Here is a 17,538-nt window from a genome sequence, read left to right as displayed (position 1 = left end):
GTAGCGCGGATCGTATGACGGGCTACGCGGCGAAGTGAGTACCAGGAACCGTACCGATCGGGCGGCACGCGATGCGCGCCGCCCGATGTCGGATCAGAACAGCGATTCGTCGACTTCCATCATCGTCTTCGACCCGGCGCGCGCGGCGCGGATCGTCGATGCGGTCTCGGGCAGCAGACGCGCGAAGTAGAAGCGTGCGGTCGCGAGCTTCGACTTGTAGAACGGATCGCCCGATGCCTCGTTGTCGAGCGCGAGGCGTGCCATGCGGGCCCAGAAGTACGAGAACACGAGGTGGCCGACGGTGCGCAGGTACGGCACGGCAGCTGCGCCGACTTCGTCCGGGTTCTGCATCGCCTTCATGCCGATTTCCATCGTCAGCTTCTGCACCTTGTCGCCGATGTCCGCGAGCGGGTTGATGAACTCGGCCATCTCCGGCTTCACGCCTTCGGCTTCCGCGAATTCCGTGACGAGCTTGCCGAACTTCTTCAGCTTCGCGCCCATGTCGCCGAGCACCTTGCGGCCCAGCAGGTCGAGCGACTGGATCGAGTTCGTGCCTTCGTAGATCATGTTGATCCGCGCGTCGCGCACGTACTGCTCCATGCCCCACTCGGAGATGAAGCCGTGGCCGCCGTAGATCTGCATCGCGTGGTTCGTGCACTCGAACGCGTTGTCGGTCAGGAACGCCTTGATGATCGGCGTGAGCAGCGCGACGAGGTCGGCCGCTTCCTTGCGCACCGCTTCATCGGCGTGCGACAGCTCCTTGTCGATCTGCAGCGCGGACCAGTACGTGAACGCGCGCGCGCCTTCCGCGTAGGCCTTCTGCGTGAGCAGCATGCGGCGCACGTCCGGGTGCACGATGATCGGGTCGGCCGGCTTGTCCGGTGCCTTCGGGCCCGTCAGCGAGCGCATCTGCAGGCGCTCCTTCGCGTACGTCAGCGAGTTCTGGTACGCGACTTCCGTGAGGCCGAGGCCCTGCATGCCGACGCCGAGGCGCGCGGCATTCATCATCACGAACATCGCGTTGAGGCCCTTGTTCGGCTCGCCGACCATCCAGCCCGTCGCGTTGTCGAGGTTCATCACGCAGGTCGAGTTGCCGTGGATGCCCATCTTGTGCTCGATCGAGCCGCACTTGATGCCATTGCGCTCGCCGGGCTCGCCCGCTGCGTCGGGGATGAACTTCGGCACGATGAACAGCGAGATCCCCTTCGTGCCTTGCGGCGCGTCCGGCAGGCGCGCGAGCACGAGGTGGATGATGTTCTTCGACATGTCGTGCTCGCCGCTCGAGATGAAGATCTTCGTGCCGCTGATCGAGTACGAGCCGTCGATGTTCGGTTCGGCCTTGGTGCGCAGGATGCCGAGGTCGGTGCCGCAGTGCGGCTCGGTCAGGCACATCGTGCCCGTCCATTCGCCCGACACGAGCTTCGGCAGGTAGCGCTGCTGCAGCTCGGGCGCGCCGTGCGCGTGCAGGCATTCGTACGCGCCGTGCGACAGGCCCGGATACATCGTCCACGCCTGGTTCGCCGAGTTCAGCATCTCGTACAGCGCGTTGTTCACGAATGCGGGCAGCCCCTGGCCGCCGTAATCGGGGTCGCAGCCGAGCGCCGGCCAGCCGGCCTCGACGTATTGCTGGTAGGCCTCCTTGAAGCCGGTCGGGGTCTTCACGACGCCGTCGCCGACGTATGTGCAGCCTTCACGGTCGCCGACCTGGTTCAGCGGGAACAGCACCTCGGAGCAGAACTTGCCCGCTTCTTCGAGGACCTGGTTGATCGTGTCGGCGTCGAGGTCCGCATGCTTGGGCATTTGCTTGACTTCGGCTTCGACGTTCAGAAGCTCGTGCAACACGAATTGCATGTCGCGCAGCGGCGCGGCGTACTGTCCCATGACTCTCTCCAAAGTAGGGCAAACGGCTCGAGCTCCTGGCGGGCGGATCACGCGCCGCTAACGGCTCTCGCTCTGATACGAAACAATCGTTTTTTCCAGCGCGGCCCACGTGAGGCGCACCGCTTCCGGCGAATGCAGGAAGCGCGCGTCGTGATGCAGGCCGAGCGTGACGGCGTACAGCTCGAAGAGCATCAGGTCCGGATCGGTGTCCGCACGCAGATGGCCTTCGTCCTTCGCTTGCGAAATGGCGCGCAGCAGCGCGGCACGCCAGGCGGTCACGCTCGCGACCAACTGCTCGCGCACGGAACTGTCCGGCCGGTCGTCGTACTCGACGGCGCCGCTGATGTAGATGCATCCAGTCGTGACCTCCTGGATGCGCTTCTCGATCCAGCGCGCCAGCATTGCACGCAGACGCGGCAGACCGCGCGGCTCGCGCAGGCTCGGAAAGAACACCTCGTTTTCGAAACGATGGTGATACTCGCGCACGACTTCCACCTGCAAATCCTCGCGCGATCCGAAGTGCGCAAACACGCCACTCTTGCTCATCTGCATGCGCTCGGCCAGCAGGCCGATCGTCAGCCCCTCCAGCCCGTCACGGCTGGCGAGGTCCAATGCAGCTTCAAGGATCGCGGCACGCGTCTGTTCGCCTTTTCGCATAGCTATTTCTGTAACCGTTCGGGGGTTCGAATAAAATCGAACGGCCGTACTATTATTGAGTGCGACCGTCCGCGAAACAAGGAAATTATTAGAAACCGGTGTCTAACCGAACCGCTATTTTGCGCGATTCGGACGGCCTTGGATGCGGTTTTCCGCACGGCCGTGCGGGAAAGTATGAAATGGGGGCTCAGTCGTATCCGCCGACTGTCAGCGCCTTCATCAAGGTGCGGTAGGTTGCATAGGCGAGCCAGTTCAGCACGCGCTCCGCGAACGGGCGCGCCGCGTAGCGCGCCGGGTCGATCTCGCGGCCGTCGGCGAACGCCGCGGCGATCGCGTCGCGCAGCTCGTTCGTCACCGTGTCGTGCCGCACCAGCACCACATTGGCCTCATTGTTCAGCATCAGGCTCAGCGCGTCCAGATTCGACGAGCCCACCGTTGCCCAATTGTCGTCGATCACGGCGACCTTGCCGTGCAGGATCGTCTTGTCGTATTCGGCCACCCGCACGCCGGCGCGCAGCAGCGCGTGGTAGAGGAACGGCACCGCGGTGTCGAGCGCCGCGAATTCGTTGCGGCCGATCAGGATCCGCACGTCGACGCCGCGCCGCGCGGCGCCCGCCAGCGCGCGGCGCAGCTTGCGGCCCGGCATGAAATACGGATTCGCGAGCAGGATGCGCTGCCGCGCCTGGCCGATCGCCGCGAGGTACGCCTTCTCGATCGCACGGCGGTTCACGACGTTGTCGCGCGCGACGAACGCGACGCTCGGCTCGGTCACGATCCTGAGCGCGCCGGCCTTGATCCAGCGGTGGCTGCGCATCCAGCGGCGAAACATGTCGGGAAACGCGTCGCCGCCGGCCAGCCCGGCCGCGTACTGCGCGTAAGGTTTGTGGCCGAACTGGATCCGGTGCCATTGCAGCTCCAGTGCGGCACGCACGTCGGAGACGACGGGCCCCGTCATCTCGACGCTGAAATCCCAGCGCGGGTAGTCGAGCGTCGTGCCGTTCTGCGCGTAGTCGTCGACGATGTTGATGCCGCCGCAAAACGCGTACGCGCGATCGACGACGGCAAGCTTGCGGTGCGTGCGCGAGAAGCCGAAGCGGCCGAACAGGTAGCGGTTGTAGATGCAGTGCTCGACGCCCGCGTCGGCCCAGGCATCGATGAGCGGCAGGCGCGCGGTGCCAATGCCGTCGGTGATCACGCGCACGCGCACGCCACGCTGCGCCGCGCGCATCAGCGCGTCGGACACGGGCCGTCCGGCCGCGTCGTCGCAGAAGATATAGGTTTCGAGCATCACCTGCTCGCGTGCGCCGTCGATCCGTTCGATCAGCGCACCGAAGAACGCGTCGCCGCCGTTGCACAGCCGGACCGTATTGCCGGACGTGAACGCGAGCCGCGACGCGGAGCCCCGCTCCTGCAGGAACATCTGCCGCAATTGCGCGAAGCGTTTGCGGGCGTCCGCGTTCATGAGTGGCCGAGGGTGCGGCCATCCGGGGGCTGGCCGTCCGGGAACGCGCGCGCGGGCAATTGCAGGATCGCTTCCGCGTTCGACGGCGAGAAGCAGCGCTCGGCCGCGTCGCGATATGGCAGCCAAGCATAGTCGACGTGCTCGCGCGGCGACAGCGTCACGTCGACGCGACGCGGCACGCACAGCCCGAACCAGTGTTCGGTGTTGCGCGTGACGCCCGGCGCGTAGCGGTGCAGGTATTGCGGATAGATGGTGTATTCGATCCGGTGATGCCAGTCGACGAGCGCACCCGCGGGCACATCCGCACTGCCGACCACGATGCCCGTTTCCTCGGCCACTTCGCGCACGGCCGTGAGCGCGAGCGGCTCGTCGGGCGTGTCCTTCGACCCGGTGACCGATTGCCAGAAATCGGGCTGGTCGGCACGCTTGATCACGAGCACGTCGAGCGCGGGCGTGTAGATCACGACGAGAACGGATTCGGGAATTTTCGGCGACTTCGTCATTTTTGTTTCATGCGGCACAAGGCCGCGCGCCCGGTGACCGAGGCAGCACGGCAGGTGCTGCGACTGTACCGCAAAAAGCGAAAAAGGCGCACGGTTGCGCCTTTTTCATCATGCGGCGCGCGTGTCGCCACGCGCGCGTTCAGACCGAAGCGAGCATTACGCCTTCGGCTGCTCCGGCTGGCGCAAGCGGATGTGCAGCTCGCGCAGCTGGCGCTCGTCGACCGGGCTCGGTGCCTGCGTGAGCAGACATTGCGCGCGCTGGGTCTTCGGGAACGCGATCACGTCGCGGATCGAATCGGCACCGGCCATCATCGTGACGATGCGGTCGAGACCGAACGCGATACCGCCGTGCGGCGGCGCGCCGTACTGCAGCGCGTCCAGCAGGAAGCCGAACTTCAGCTGCGCCTCTTCCGCGCCGATCTTCAGCGCGCGGAACACCTTGCTCTGCACTTCCTCGCGGTGGATACGCACCGAGCCGCCACCGATTTCCCAGCCGTTCAGCACCATGTCGTACGCCTTCGCGAGGCAGCGGCCCGGATCCGTCTCGAGGTACTCGAGATGCTCGTCCTTCGGGCTCGTGAACGGGTGGTGCGCGGCGACGTAGCGCGCGTCTTCGTCGTCGTATTCGAACATCGGGAAATCGACGACCCACAGCGGCTTCCAGCCCGCTTCGACGAGGCCGTTCGCCTTGCCGAATTCCGAGTGGCCGATCTTCAGGCGCAGCGCGCCGAGGCTGTCGTTGACGACCTTCGCGCGGTCCGCCGCGAAGAAGATGATGTCGCCGTCCTGCGCGCCGGTGCGCTCGAGGATCGCCGCGATCGACGCGTCGTGCAGGTTCTTGACGATCGGGCTCTGCAGGCCGTCACGACCCTTCGCCTTCTCGTTAACCTTGATCCACGCGAGGCCCTTCGCGCCGTAGATGCGCACGAACTCGGTGTAGCCGTCGATGTCGCCACGCGACAGCTCGCTGCCCTTCGGCACGCGCAGCGCCGCGACGCGGCCGTCCTTCGCGTTGGCCGGCGTGCTGAACACCTTGAACTCGACGTCCTTCATCGCGTCGGTCAGCTCGGTGAACTCGAGCTGCACGCGCAGGTCCGGCTTGTCCGAGCCGAAGCGCGCCATCGCTTCCGAGTACGGCATGACCGGGAATTTCGCATCCAGCTCGACGTCGATCGTCGTCTTGAAGATGTGACGGATCATGTCCTCGAACAGGTCGCGGATTTCCTGCTCGCCGAGGAACGACGTCTCGCAGTCGATCTGCGTGAATTCCGGCTGGCGGTCGGCACGCAGGTCTTCGTCGCGGAAGCACTTGGTGATCTGGTAGTAGCGGTCGAAGTTCGCGACCATCAGCAGCTGCTTGAACAACTGCGGCGACTGCGGCAGCGCGAAGAACTGGCCCGCGTTCACGCGCGACGGCACGAGGTAGTCGCGCGCGCCTTCCGGCGTGCTCTTCGTCAGCATCGGCGTCTCGATGTCGATGAAGCCCTGCTCGTCGAGGTACTTGCGCGCCTCGATCGCGACGCGGTAGCGCAGGCGCAGGTTGTGCTGCATCTGCGGGCGGCGCAGGTCGAGCACGCGGTGCGTGAGGCGCGTCGTTTCCGACAGGTTGTCGTCGTCGAGCTGGAACGGCGGCGTGACCGACGCGTTCAGCACGGTCAGCTCGTGGCACAGCACTTCGATCTTGCCGCTCTTCAGGCCGGCGTTGATCGTGCCTTCCGGACGGTTGCGCACGAGGCCCTTCACCTGCACGCAGAATTCGTTGCGCACGCCTTCGGCGGTCGCGAACATCTCCGCGCGATCCGGGTCGCACACCACCTGCACGAGGCCTTCACGATCGCGCAGGTCGATGAAGATCACACCGCCGTGATCGCGGCGGCGCTGCACCCAGCCGCACAGCGACACGGTTTGGCCCAGCAGGTGTTCGGTCACGAGACCGCAGTATTCAGTTCGCATCGACATGATGTTTGCTTTCGTTCGGTTTGATCAACGGGCGCCGCAACGCGCGGCCCGGGCAATGATTTACAGCGGCGGCTCGACGGGGGGACGGCGCGCGGGCGCCGGAGCCGGCGCCGGGGGCGCCACCACGCCCATCGAGACGATGTACTTCAGCGCGGCATCGACCGACATGTCGAGTTCGATGACTTCGCTTTTCGGCAGCATCAGGAAGAAGCCCGACGTCGGGTTCGGCGTCGTCGGGATATAGACGCTCACGTATTCTTCCGTCAGATGATTGAGCACGTCGCCGCCGGGCGTGCCGGTCAGGAACGCGATCGTATACGAGCCGCGGCGCGGATACTCGATCAGCAGCGCCTTGCGGAACGCATTGCCGCTGCTCGACAGCAGCGTGTCCGACACCTGCTTGACGCTCGTGTAGATCGGCCCGACCACCGGAATGTGGCGCACCACCGCGTTCCACCACGTGACGAGCTTCTGGCCGATGAAGTTCCGCGTCGCGAGACCGACGACGAAGATGAACGCGAGCGTCAGCAGCGCGCCGATCCCCGGCAGGTGGAAGCCGAGCATCCGCTCGGGCTGCCACGATTCCGGCAGCAGCAGCAGCGTCTGGTCCATCGTGCCGATGATGAGACCGAGCACCCACAGCGTGATCGCGAGCGGGACGAGAACCAGCAGGCCGGTCAGAAACACCGATTTCAGGGTCGTCTTTTTCATCATCTGCCGTCAAAGTGCCGCGCCGCCGGCGCGGATTGAGCGCGGCCCGGCCGGGCCGCGACAGTCAACTGGTGGCCGCAGGCGTCGCGGCCGGCGCGGGCGTGGACGCCGGAGCGGCGCTCGCCGCACCGTCCGTCGCGCTCGCCGCTGCAGCCGGCGCCGCGTCGCCCGACGCGGTTGCGGCGGCCGGTGCGCTGGTGCCGCCCGAGCCGCCGCGGAAATCGGTGACATACCAACCCGAGCCCTTCAGCTGAAAGCCCGCAGCGGTCAGCTGCTTGCGAAATGCATCCTTCCCGCATTCGGGACACTGCGACAGCGGCGCGTCGCGCATCTTCTGGAGCACGTCCTTCGCGAAACCGCACGCTTCGCATCGATAGGCGTAGATCGGCATGATATTTTTCCCGCAGAAACTGGAAACGGCTTGCAAAACCTTGAATTATATCCGAAACCTCGGCGCACCCCGGCAACTGCCCGACGTACCTGCGTCAGTACCGGTGTCAGTGCCCGGCTTCAGCGGCGGCGCCACGTGAGCCAGCGCTCGCGCCCGTCGAACACGGGCAGCGAATCGGCAACGGGCAGATCCTCGACCAGTTCGAAGTATGGCGCGAGCAGCGTGTCGAGTTCCGCACGATCGATGCCGAACGGCGGTCCCTTCGGCGTCGCGCCGATAAAGAAATAGCCGGCCAGCACGCCGCCCGCCGGCAGCAGCGCGGCCATCTTCGCCGCGTAATCGGCACGCCGGTCGCGCGGCAGCGCGCACAGAAACGCCCGCTCGTACACCCACTGCACCGCAAACGGCGGCGCATACGCGAAGAAATCCGCCTGCTCGACGACGTCTGCGTGCGCGCCGAGCTGCGCCCGCGCAGCCGCGACCGCCTGCGCGGCAAAATCGATCGCACGCACGGGCCAGCCGGCCTGCGCGAGCCAGCCTGCTTCCTGCGCGCTGCCGCAGCCGGGAATCAGCACCGCGAGCACAGCGCTCGCGCCGCGCCGGCTCGCGAACGCGCGAAAGCCGTCGGGCACGCCGCCGAATTCCCACGGCGTCATGCCGCGCGCGAAGCGCTCATCCCAGAACGATGCGTCGCCCGGGTCGCGCGTCGAAAAATCCGCGGGGCCGGGCACGGCCGGCGCAGCCGGTGCGTTCTCGCGAGTCGGGTCGGACATCGCCATGCCTCCTTCGTTTCCGTCAGGCGCCGTACGCCACCGCGAGCAGCACGCGCGCGGCGAGCGCGCCGACCCCCACCGCCAGGCCGAAGATCAGCAACGCCTGCAGCAGCCGGTTGGTGCGCTTCTGCTCGACCAGGATCTGTCGCATCAGCTCCTCGCTCGCGGCGCGCGGCGCGTCGTGGCGCGCGGCGATCGCATGGTGGATCAGGCGTGGCAGTTGCGGCAGCGTCTTGCTCCATTGCGGCGCCTCGACCTTGAAGCGCTCATACCAGCCGCGCAGGCCGATCTGCTCGGTCATCCAGCGCTCGAGATACGGCTTCGCGGTCTTCCACAGGTCGAGTTCGGGATCGAGCGAGCGGCCGAGCCCCTCGACGTTCAGCATTGTCTTCTGCAGCAGCACGAGCTGCGGCTGGATCTCGACGTTGAAGCGGCGCGACGTCGAGAACAGGCGCATCAGCACCTGGCCGAGCGAGATGTCCTTCAGCGCGCGGTCGAAATACGGCTCGCACACCGCGCGGATCGCGCTCTCTAGCTCCTCGACGCGCGTGTCCGGCGGCACCCAGCCCGACTCGAGGTGCAGCGTCGCGACGCGGTGGTAGTCGCGCTTGAAGAACGCGAGGAAGTTCTGCGCGAGGTAGTTCTTGTCGAAATCGGACAGCGCGCCGACGATCCCGAAATCGAGCGCGACGTAGCGGCCGAACGTGTTCGGGTCGAGGCTCACCTGGATGTTGCCGGGGTGCATGTCCGCGTGGAAGAAGCCGTCGCGAAACACCTGCGTGAAGAAGATCTCGACGCCTTCGCGCGCAAGCTTCTTGATGTCGACGCCCGCCGTGCGCAGCGTCTCGACCTGGCTGATCGGCACCCCCGACATGCGCTCCATCACGAGCACGGTCGACGTCGAGAAATCCCAGAACATTTCGGGCACGAGCAGCAGGTCGAGGCCCGCGAAGTTGCGGCGCAGCTGGCTGCCGTTCGCCGCCTCGCGCATCAGGTCCAGCTCGTCGTGCAGGTATTTGTCGAATTCGGCGACGACCTCGCGCGGCTTCAGGCGCCGGCCGTCGGCCCACACGCGCTCGGTCCACGTCGCGATGTCGCGCATCAGCGCGAGATCGGAATCGATGACGGGCAGCATGTTCGGGCGCAGCACCTTCACCGCGACCGCCTTGCCCGCGTGCGCGCCCAGCTTGAGCTTCGCGAAATGCACCTGCGCGATCGACGCGCTCGCGACCGGCTCGCGCTCGAATTCGTCGAACAGCTCGTCGACCGGCGCGCCGAGCGCCTTCTCGATCAGCTCGATCGCGACCGACGACTCGAACGGCGGCACCTGGTCCTGCAGCTTCGCGAGCTCGTTCGCGAAATCGACCGACAGCAGGTCGCGGCGCGTCGACAGCACCTGGCCGAACTTCACGAAGATCGGGCCGAGGCTTTCGAGCGCGCGGCGCAGCCGCACCGCGGGCGGATCGGAATAGCGGCGGCCGATCGTCGTGATCCGCAGCAGCAGCTTCACGCGGCGGTCGTCGATCCGGGACAGCATCACCTCGTCGAGGCCGAAGCGGATGACGGTGTAGAGAATCTTGATGAAACGGAAAATACGCATGCCCAGCGGCCCTCAGTGCGTGCCGCGAGGGCTGCCGCCCGCACGTACGCCGGTTTTTTGTTCGAGTCGCTCGATCCGCTTCTCGACGCGGGCGAGCGCGTCGCGCGCACGCGCCAGCTCGGCGTCGAAGCCCGCGAGCGACACACGCCTGACGACTTGCGGGTTCTCGTCGAGCCAATACTCGGCGACAGAATCGAGCATATTGCGGCCGGCGCGGCGTGCGCGGGCACCGGCGTCGCGCACGACCGTCGCGATCCGGTGCGCCGCCGCGTCGCCGACCAGCTTCGCGAGATCTTCTTCCGGTTCCCAGCGCAGATGCTCGGCCAGTTTCGCGATCTGCGTCGCGAACTCCGCGTCGCCCTCGATCTTCACGTGCTTCATCACGGCCGCCTGTCCGCCCTGCAGGAACATCGCGACGGTGTCGCCGGCAAGCGCGATCGACACGTCGACCTGCTGCGCGTCCTGCGCATCGACTGCGGAAAGATAGCCGTCCGGCTGCACCAGCAGCGTGAGCGTGACGGGCGGCACGTCGAGTCGGGCGGTCTTGCCCGCGTAAGGCATCAGGCGGTCACGCGCCCAGGATTCACGCGCGAGCAGATGATTGACAGCAGCAGCAAAAGGCTTGGCGGCAAAGGTCATCGGGCTGGGAAAGAAAAAACCCGCGCGGGCCGGACGCCCACGCGGGTTTCTATTGTAACGTCGGATCGGTCGGCGCCCTCGTCATACCGTATGCCCAAGCGGCAAGCGGTCGCAGCGGGGCCGCCCGGGACGGCTGGCCTGGCAGGCCTCGCCGCCCGGCGCTCAATGCGTATTGAGCTGCTGGATGCCCGCGAGCAACCAGCCGTGGCCGCCCGACTTCGTCAGGTTCCACACTTCGTCGAACGGTGCGGCCGGCGCGCTGGCCGCTTCGCGGATCAGGCCGTGGAAGCGGACGCTCGCCGACTGCTCGATGCCGCGGTCCTCGATCGCGACCAGCTCGGCGTCGAGCTGCACGACGTCGGTCTGATTCACCTCGTTGCCGCGCGCGTCGAGATCGATCTTGATCTCGGCGAACATTTCCGGCGTCGTGAATTCGCGGATGTCGGCGAGGTTGCCCTGGTCCCACGCGGCCTGCAGGCGCACGAAGTAGACCTTCGCGCTGCGCAGGAACGCTTCGGTGTCGAAGCCGGCCGGTACTTGCAGCGGCGCAGCCGCCGCACCTGCCGCCGCTGCCGTTGCGGCACCGCCGCCGAACACGCCCTGCGCTTCGTTCGCATAGCTGCTGCCGTTGCCGGCCTGGAACGACTGGCCCTGCGAGTAATTGCCCGAAGCCGACGCCGAGCTGCCCACCGAGTACGCGGGCTCGTTCGAACGACGGCGGTTCATGAGCTTGCGGATCAGCCAGATGCCGATGGCCGCGAGCAGCGCGATCACGATCAGGTTCGACATCATGCTGGCGAACGCGCCGCCGAGGCCGAAATGCGACAGCAGCGCCGCGATGCCGAGACCGGCCGCGAGGCCGGCGATCGGCCCGAGCCAGCGCGAGCGGTTGGGCGCGGCCGGCGTGGGCGTGGGCGCGGCCGGCGCACGTTGCGCCTGCGACGGTGCGGCCTGCTGCATCGGCTGCTGCGCGGGCGGCGTCGCCTGGCGCTGCGTGACGCTGGAATTCTGGCGGCCGATGCTGCGCCCGCCGCCCACGCGCTTGGCTTCGGCGTCGAGCGATGCGAACGTGCCGGCCGTGAGCAGGCCGACCATCAGCAGCGTGCCGACCCGTCGGGCCCACGGCTTCGACGGCTTGCTACGGTTGAACAACGTACGCGATTCGGACATCAGTTTCTCCAGATGTAAGGCAAATGTATGGAAAGAACCCCTTAGTACTTGGTTCCAAGGTGTAAAGCTACCACGCCACCTGACAAATTGTAATATTTGACGGCATCGAGGCCTGCTTGTTCCATCATCGTCTTCAGCGTGTCCTGGTCGGGATGCATCCGGATCGATTCGGCAAGATACCGATAACTGTCGGCATCTTTCGCGAACTTGTCGCCAAGCCACGGTAACACTTTGAAAGAATACACGTCGTACGCTTTTTTCAGCGGCTCCCAGACTTTCGAGAATTCGAGCACCATCACGCGGCCGCCCGGCTTCGCGACGCGGCGCATCTCGGCGAGCGCGGCGTCCTTGTGGGTCATGTTGCGCAGCCCGAACGCGACCGTGACCACGTCGAAGTAGTTGTCCGGAAAGGGAATCTTCTCGGCGTCGCACAACAGCGACGGGGTCACGATGCCCTTGTCGAGCAGCCGGTCGCGGCCGACCCGCAGCATCGATTCGTTGATGTCCGTGTGCCAGACCTCGCCCGTCGGCCCGGCAGCCTTCGCGAACGCCTTGGTCAGGTCACCCGTGCCGGCCGCGATGTCGAGCACCTTGTAGCCGGGGCGCACGTTCGCCTGCGCGATCGTGAACGCCTTCCACGCGCGGTGCATGCCGGCCGACATCAGGTCGTTCATCAGATCGTAGTTGCTCGCGACCGAATGGAACACGCCCGCCACTTTCTTCGCTTTATCGTTTTCCTCGACGCTTTCGAAGCCGAAGTGGGTTTTGCTCATCGCGTTGATCCTCAGTAAAAGGCAAGACGGCGCCGAGAGCCGGCGCCGTCGTTCAGTGGCAGTGGCCGTGCGGCGTGCCCGCCGCCGGCATCGGGGCATCGCGATCGACGCCCGCCGCCTTCAGTTTGTCGAAATAGTCGCGCCACAGCGCATCCTGGTGTGTCGCCAGTTCGTACAGCAGGTCCCACGAATAGATGCCGGTCGAATGGCCGTCGGAGAAGGTCGGCTGCAGCGCGTAGTTGCCGACGCCCTCGAGCGCGGTGATCGTCACCTCGCGCTTGCCGGTCTGCAGGGTTTCCTGCCCCGGCCCGTGGCCGCGCACCTCGGCCGACGGCGAATAGACGCGCATCAGCTCGAACGGGATCCGGTAGTTCTCGCCGTTCGGGTACTGCAATTCGAGCACGCGCGACACCGCGTGCACGACGACGCCCGACGGAATCGGGGTCGTGGAAGTCAAACCGCTCATGGCTGCCTCGAATCGGTCAGTCGTTGAATCTCTTCACGTACCGCATTGTGCAACAACGACGCCTGCGCGGTGCGCTGGCGCAGCAGCGCGTCGGACACGCTGCGCTGCCGCGGCGCCCAGACCGGCTGCGGAAAATGCGCGTCGTTCGAGAAGCGGGGGATCACGTGCCAGTGCACGTGCGGCACCATATTGCCGAGGCTCGCGAGGTTCACCTTGTTCGGCCGCATCACGCGCCGCACCGCGCGCTCGACCGCGCAGACGACATCCATCACGCGCGCGCGCTCGGCGTCGCCGAGATCGGAGAACTCGGCGACGTGCGTGCCCCAGATCACCCGGCAGAAGCCCGGGTAGTCGTGCTCGCCCGTCGCGAGGACGACGCGCAGCGCGCCGTCCCGCCACAGTACCTCGCCGCCGTCTTCACGGCAAAACACGCATTCCATCGTCGGCTCCAGTCTTGCGATCAAGCCCGCATTAGACCAGCACGCGCTCGATCCCGCCATTGTTTGCGCGTGCGACGTAGTCGGCCATCCAGTTCTCGCCGAGCACCTGGCGCGCGATCTCGACCACGATGTAGTCGGCCTCGATGTTCGCGTCCTCGTTGTAGCGCGACAGGCCCTGCAGGCACGACGGGCAGCTCGTCAGGATCTTCACGTCCGTGCCGCCGTTCGCAACCCCGGCGGCCGGCGCCGGCGCACCGCCCGCAACGACCGGGATGCTGCGCAGTTTTGCCGCACCCTTCCTGATCTCCTCTTCCTTGCGGAAGCGGACCTGCGTCGACACGTCCGGGCGCGTGACCGCGAGCGTGCCCGACTCGCCGCAGCATCGCTCGTTCTTCTCGATCTTGTAGCCGTCCTTTTCCGAACCCATCAGCTCGTTGACGAGCTTGACCGGGTCCATCGTCTTGATCGGCGTGTGGCACGGGTCGTGATACATATAGCGCGTGCCCGTCACGCCGTCGAGCTTCATCCCCTTCTCGAGCAGGAACTCGTGGATGTCGATGATCCGGCAGCCCGGGAAGATCTTGTCGAATTCATAGCCGGCAAGCTGGTCGTAGCAGGTGCCGCACGACACGACCACCGTCTTGATGTCGAGGTAGTTCAGCGTGTTCGCGACCCGGTGGAACAGCACGCGGTTGTCGGTGACGATCTTCTCGGCCTTGTCGTACTGGCCGGCGCCGCGCTGCGGATAGCCGCAGCACAGGTAGCCCGGCGGCAGCACGGTCTGCACGCCCGCTTCCCACAGCATCGCCTGCGTCGCGAGCCCGACCTGCGAGAACAGGCGCTCGGAGCCACAGCCCGGGAAGTAGAACACCGCTTCCGAATCGACGGTCGTCGACTTCGGGTCGCGGATGATCGGCACGATCTTGTTGTCCTCGATGTCGAGCAGCGCGCGCGCCGTCTTCTTCGGCAGGTTGCCCGGCATCTTCTTGTTGACGAAGTGGATCACCTGCTCGACGACGGGCGGCTTGCCGGTCGTTGCCGGCGGGTGCGCGGTCTGCTTCTTCACGACGTTCTTCAGCATGTCGTTCGCAAAGCGCTGCACCTTGTAGCCGACGCCCATCATCACGCTGCGCGCGGCGTTGATCGTCTGCGGACTGGTCGCGTTCAGGAAGAACATGCCCGCGGCGCTGCCCGGATTGAACTTCTTCTTGCCCATCTTGCGCAGCAGGTTGCGCATGTTCATCGTCACGTCGCCGAAGTCGATCTTCACCGGGCACGGCGTCGCGCACTTGTGGCAGACCGTGCAGTGGTCCGCCACGTCGTTGAACTCGTCCCAGTGCTTGATCGACACGCCGCGGCGGGTCTGCTCCTCGTACAGGAACGCCTCGATCAGCAGCGACGTCGCGAGGATCTTGTTGCGCGGGCTGTACAGCAGGTTCGCGCGCGGCACGTGGGTCGCGCACACCGGCTTGCACTTGCCGCAGCGCAGGCAGTCCTTCACCGAATCGGCAATCGCGCCGATGTCGGACTGCTGCATGATCAGCGACTCGTAGCCCATCAGCCCGAAGCTCGGCGTGTACGCGTTGCGCAGGTCCGCGCCCTCGAGCAGCTTGCCCTTGTTGAAGCGGCCGTTCGGATCGACGCGCTGCTTGTACGCGCGGAATTCGGCGATCTCGTCGTCGGTCAGGAATTCGAGCTTCGTGATGCCGATCCCGTGCTCGCCGGAGATCACGCCGTCGAGCGAGCGCGCGAGCGTCATGATGCGTGCGACCGACGCGTGCGCGTCCTGCAGCATCTCGTAGTTGTCGGAGTTGACCGGGATGTTCGTGTGGACGTTGCCGTCGCCCGCGTGCATGTGCAGCGCGACGAACACGCGGCCGCGCAGCACCTGCTTGTGGATCGCCTGCGCTTCGTCGAGGATCGGCTTGAACGCGCCGCCGTTGAAGATCGCGCGCAGCTCCGCGCGGATCTCCTGTTTCCACGAGATCCGCACCGTGCGGTCCTGCGTGATGTGGAACACGTTCACGCCCGGCTGCGCGTCGACGCGGTCCGCGAACTTCTCGGCGAGCGCTTCATAGCCGAGCTGCACGAGGTAGTGCTGCGCCTCGCGCAGCGGCTGGTCGAGGCGGTCGCGCACGAATTCCCAGCGCGCGCGCACGCGCTTGAGCAGTTCCAGCGCCTGCTGCACACGGTCTTCCAGCAGCTCGGCGCTCGGGATCTCGTTCGCGTCGTCGGTCTTGCCGAGCGGCAGGTTGCCGCTCGTGAAGAACGCTTCCAGCGCGTCGACGAGCTGCAGCTTGTTCTTCAGCGACAGCTCGATGTTGATCCGCTCGATGCCGTCGGTGTACTCGCCCATCCGGTTCAGCGGGATGACGACGTCCTCGTTGATCTTGAACGCGTTGGTGTGCTTCGCGATGGCGGCCGTGCGGCTGCGGTCGAGCCAGAAGCGCTTGCGCGCCTCCGCGCTGACCGCGACGAAACCCTCGCCGCTCTTGCCGTTGGCCATCCGGATCACTTCGGACGTCGCTTGCGCGACCGCGTCCGCGTCGTCGCCGACGATGTCGCCGATCAGCACCATCTTCGGGAACGCGTTGCGCTTGCTCTTGGTCGCATAGCCGACCGCGCGCAGGTAGCGCTCGTCGAGGTGCTCGAGGCCCGCGAGGATCGCGCCACCCTGCTTCGACGTCTCGAACAGGTAGTCCTTGATCTCGACGATGCTCGGGATCGCCTCGCGCGCCTGGCCGAAGAATTCGAGGCAGACGGTGCGCGTGTGCGCGGGCATCTTGTGCAGCACCCAGCGCGCGGACGTGATCAGCCCGTCGCAGCCTTCCTTCTGCACGCCCGGCAGGCCCGCCAGGAATTTATCCGTGACGTCCTTGCCAAGGCCTTCCTTGCGGAACCGGCGGCCTTCGATCTCGAGCATCTCGCTCTTCAGCAGCTTCTCGCCCGGCGCGTACGCGCCGTCGAACCACTTCAGCTCGAATCGCGCGACCGGGATGTCGTGGATCTTGCCCTGGTTGTGCTCGTGGCGCGTGACTTCGAGCCAGTTGCCGTCCGGGTCGACCATCCGCCACCAGGCCAGGTTGTCGAGCGCGGTGCCCCACAGCACGGCCTTCTTGCCGCCTGCGTTCATCGCGACGTTGCCGCCGATGCAGGACGCGTCGAGCGACGTCGGATCGACCGCGAACACGTAGCCGGCCGCTTCGGCCGCCTCGGTCACGCGGCGTGTGACGACGCCCGCGCCGGAGAAGATCGTCGGCACCTTGTGCGCGACGCCCGGCAGCTCGGTCAGCTCGACCGCGCCGAGCTGTTCCAGTTTTTCGGTGTTGATCACCGCCGAGAACGGCGTGAGCGGCACCGCGCCGCCCGTGTAGCCGGTGCCGCCGCCGCGCGGGATCACCGTCAGGCCGAGCTCGAAGCAGGCCTTGATGAGGCCCGCGATTTCGGCTTCGGTATCCGGGGTCAGCACGACGAACGGGTATTCGACGCGCCAGTCGGTCGCGTCGGTCACGTGGGACACGCGCGACAGCCCGTCGAAGCGGATGTTGTCCTTCTGCGTGCAGCGGCCGAGCGCCTTGGTCGCGCGGCGGCGCAGCTCGGCCATCTTGTCGAATTCTTCCGCGAACTCGTCGACCGCGCGCTGCGCGGCGGCCTCGAGCATGCCGACACGCGTTGCGCGCTCGCGGGCGGCGTCGTCCTGGTTTGCGGTCAGGTCGGCGCGACGGCGCTTCTCGATTTCGGTCAGCCGGTGGTTCAGCGCCTCGATCAGCAGCGCGCGGCGCTTCGGGTTGTCGAGCAGGTCGTCCTGCAGGTACGGGTTGCGGCGCACGACCCAGATGTCGCCCAGCACTTCGTACAGCATCCGGGCCGAGCGGCCCGTGCGGCGCTCGGCGCGCAGCTCGTCGAGCACGGCCCAGGCTTGCTCGCCCAGCAGGCGGATCACGATTTCGCGATCGGAGAACGAGGTGTAGTTGTACGGAATCTCACGCAGACGGGGCGCGGGGTCGGCGGCGACGGCGGCGGGCGCGCCATGCGGATCGAAAACTTGTGGTGCGTTCATGTTCGGACGACTCGAGGGGCCGATGCACCGGACAGCGGCGTCGGCAAGCGCGT

At 66.4% G+C, this 17,538-nt stretch carries 15 protein-coding genes; all 15 read right to left on the bottom strand.

Going from position 1 to position 17,538, the window contains the following annotated elements:
• Positions 1-93: 93 nt before the first annotated feature.
• On the bottom strand, positions 94-1,881 hold the full coding sequence (locus DID96_RS04805; RefSeq protein ID WP_124598116.1) for an acyl-CoA dehydrogenase C-terminal domain-containing protein: 1,788 nt from the start codon (positions 1,879-1,881) through the stop codon (positions 94-96).
• Between the two features lie 57 nt (positions 1,882-1,938).
• On the bottom strand, positions 1,939-2,538 hold the full coding sequence (locus tag DID96_RS04800) for a TetR/AcrR family transcriptional regulator (RefSeq protein ID WP_124598115.1): 600 nt from the start codon (positions 2,536-2,538) through the stop codon (positions 1,939-1,941).
• A 187-nt stretch (positions 2,539-2,725) separates the two neighbouring features.
• Complete coding sequence (gene clsB, locus DID96_RS04795; protein ID WP_124598114.1) at positions 2,726-4,000, bottom strand: cardiolipin synthase ClsB; 1,275 nt, start codon at positions 3,998-4,000, stop codon at positions 2,726-2,728.
• Complete coding sequence (gene nudB / locus DID96_RS04790) at positions 3,997-4,503, bottom strand: dihydroneopterin triphosphate diphosphatase (RefSeq protein WP_124598113.1); 507 nt, start codon at positions 4,501-4,503, stop codon at positions 3,997-3,999. Before nudB ends, clsB begins: the two co-directional genes overlap by 4 nt.
• A 156-nt stretch (positions 4,504-4,659) precedes the next feature.
• Entirely contained in the window at positions 4,660-6,462 is a 1,803-nt protein-coding gene (aspS, locus tag DID96_RS04785; protein WP_124598112.1) for an aspartate--tRNA ligase, read from the bottom strand.
• A 60-nt stretch (positions 6,463-6,522) separates the two neighbouring features.
• Complete coding sequence (locus tag DID96_RS04780; protein ID WP_185732173.1) at positions 6,523-7,176, bottom strand: DUF502 domain-containing protein; 654 nt, start codon at positions 7,174-7,176, stop codon at positions 6,523-6,525.
• Between the two features lie 61 nt (positions 7,177-7,237).
• Positions 7,238-7,564: an FmdB family zinc ribbon protein gene (locus DID96_RS04775; protein ID WP_124598110.1), complete on the bottom strand. Its 327-nt coding sequence runs from the start codon at positions 7,562-7,564 to the stop codon at positions 7,238-7,240.
• Positions 7,565-7,683: 119 nt separating this feature from the next.
• A complete protein-coding gene (locus DID96_RS04770) occupies positions 7,684-8,337 on the bottom strand; it encodes an SAM-dependent methyltransferase (RefSeq protein ID WP_124598109.1) in 654 nt (217 codons plus the stop codon).
• Positions 8,338-8,359: 22 nt separating this feature from the next.
• Entirely contained in the window at positions 8,360-9,937 is a 1,578-nt protein-coding gene (gene ubiB, locus DID96_RS04765; RefSeq protein ID WP_124598108.1) for a ubiquinone biosynthesis regulatory protein kinase UbiB, read from the bottom strand.
• A gap of 12 nt (positions 9,938-9,949) precedes the next feature.
• Positions 9,950-10,576: an SCP2 domain-containing protein gene (locus DID96_RS04760; protein WP_124598107.1), complete on the bottom strand. Its 627-nt coding sequence runs from the start codon at positions 10,574-10,576 to the stop codon at positions 9,950-9,952.
• 162 nt (positions 10,577-10,738) lie between these two features.
• Positions 10,739-11,746, bottom strand: coding sequence for a Tim44 domain-containing protein (locus tag DID96_RS04755; protein WP_124598106.1), 1,008 nt, complete (start codon positions 11,744-11,746; stop codon positions 10,739-10,741).
• A 41-nt stretch (positions 11,747-11,787) separates the two neighbouring features.
• Complete coding sequence (gene ubiE, locus DID96_RS04750) at positions 11,788-12,519, bottom strand: bifunctional demethylmenaquinone methyltransferase/2-methoxy-6-polyprenyl-1,4-benzoquinol methylase UbiE (RefSeq protein WP_124598105.1); 732 nt, start codon at positions 12,517-12,519, stop codon at positions 11,788-11,790.
• A gap of 52 nt (positions 12,520-12,571) precedes the next feature.
• Positions 12,572-12,985: a gamma-butyrobetaine hydroxylase-like domain-containing protein gene (locus DID96_RS04745; protein WP_124598104.1), complete on the bottom strand. Its 414-nt coding sequence runs from the start codon at positions 12,983-12,985 to the stop codon at positions 12,572-12,574.
• Entirely contained in the window at positions 12,982-13,425 is a 444-nt protein-coding gene (locus DID96_RS04740; protein WP_124598103.1) for an HIT family protein, read from the bottom strand. Before DID96_RS04740 ends, DID96_RS04745 begins: the two co-directional genes overlap by 4 nt.
• 31 nt (positions 13,426-13,456) lie before the next feature.
• Positions 13,457-17,485 (bottom strand): DUF3683 domain-containing protein, encoded by a 4,029-nt coding sequence (locus DID96_RS04735; RefSeq protein ID WP_124598102.1) that lies wholly within the window; start codon positions 17,483-17,485, stop codon positions 13,457-13,459.
• Positions 17,486-17,538: the final 53 nt, after the last annotated feature.

The organism is Burkholderia sp. Bp8963 (genome assembly GCF_003854275.1).
Lineage (GTDB): Bacteria > Pseudomonadota > Gammaproteobacteria > Burkholderiales > Burkholderiaceae > Burkholderia.
Note: the sequence above shows the minus strand (reverse complement) of the source record. Positions and strands in the feature narration are given on the sequence as shown.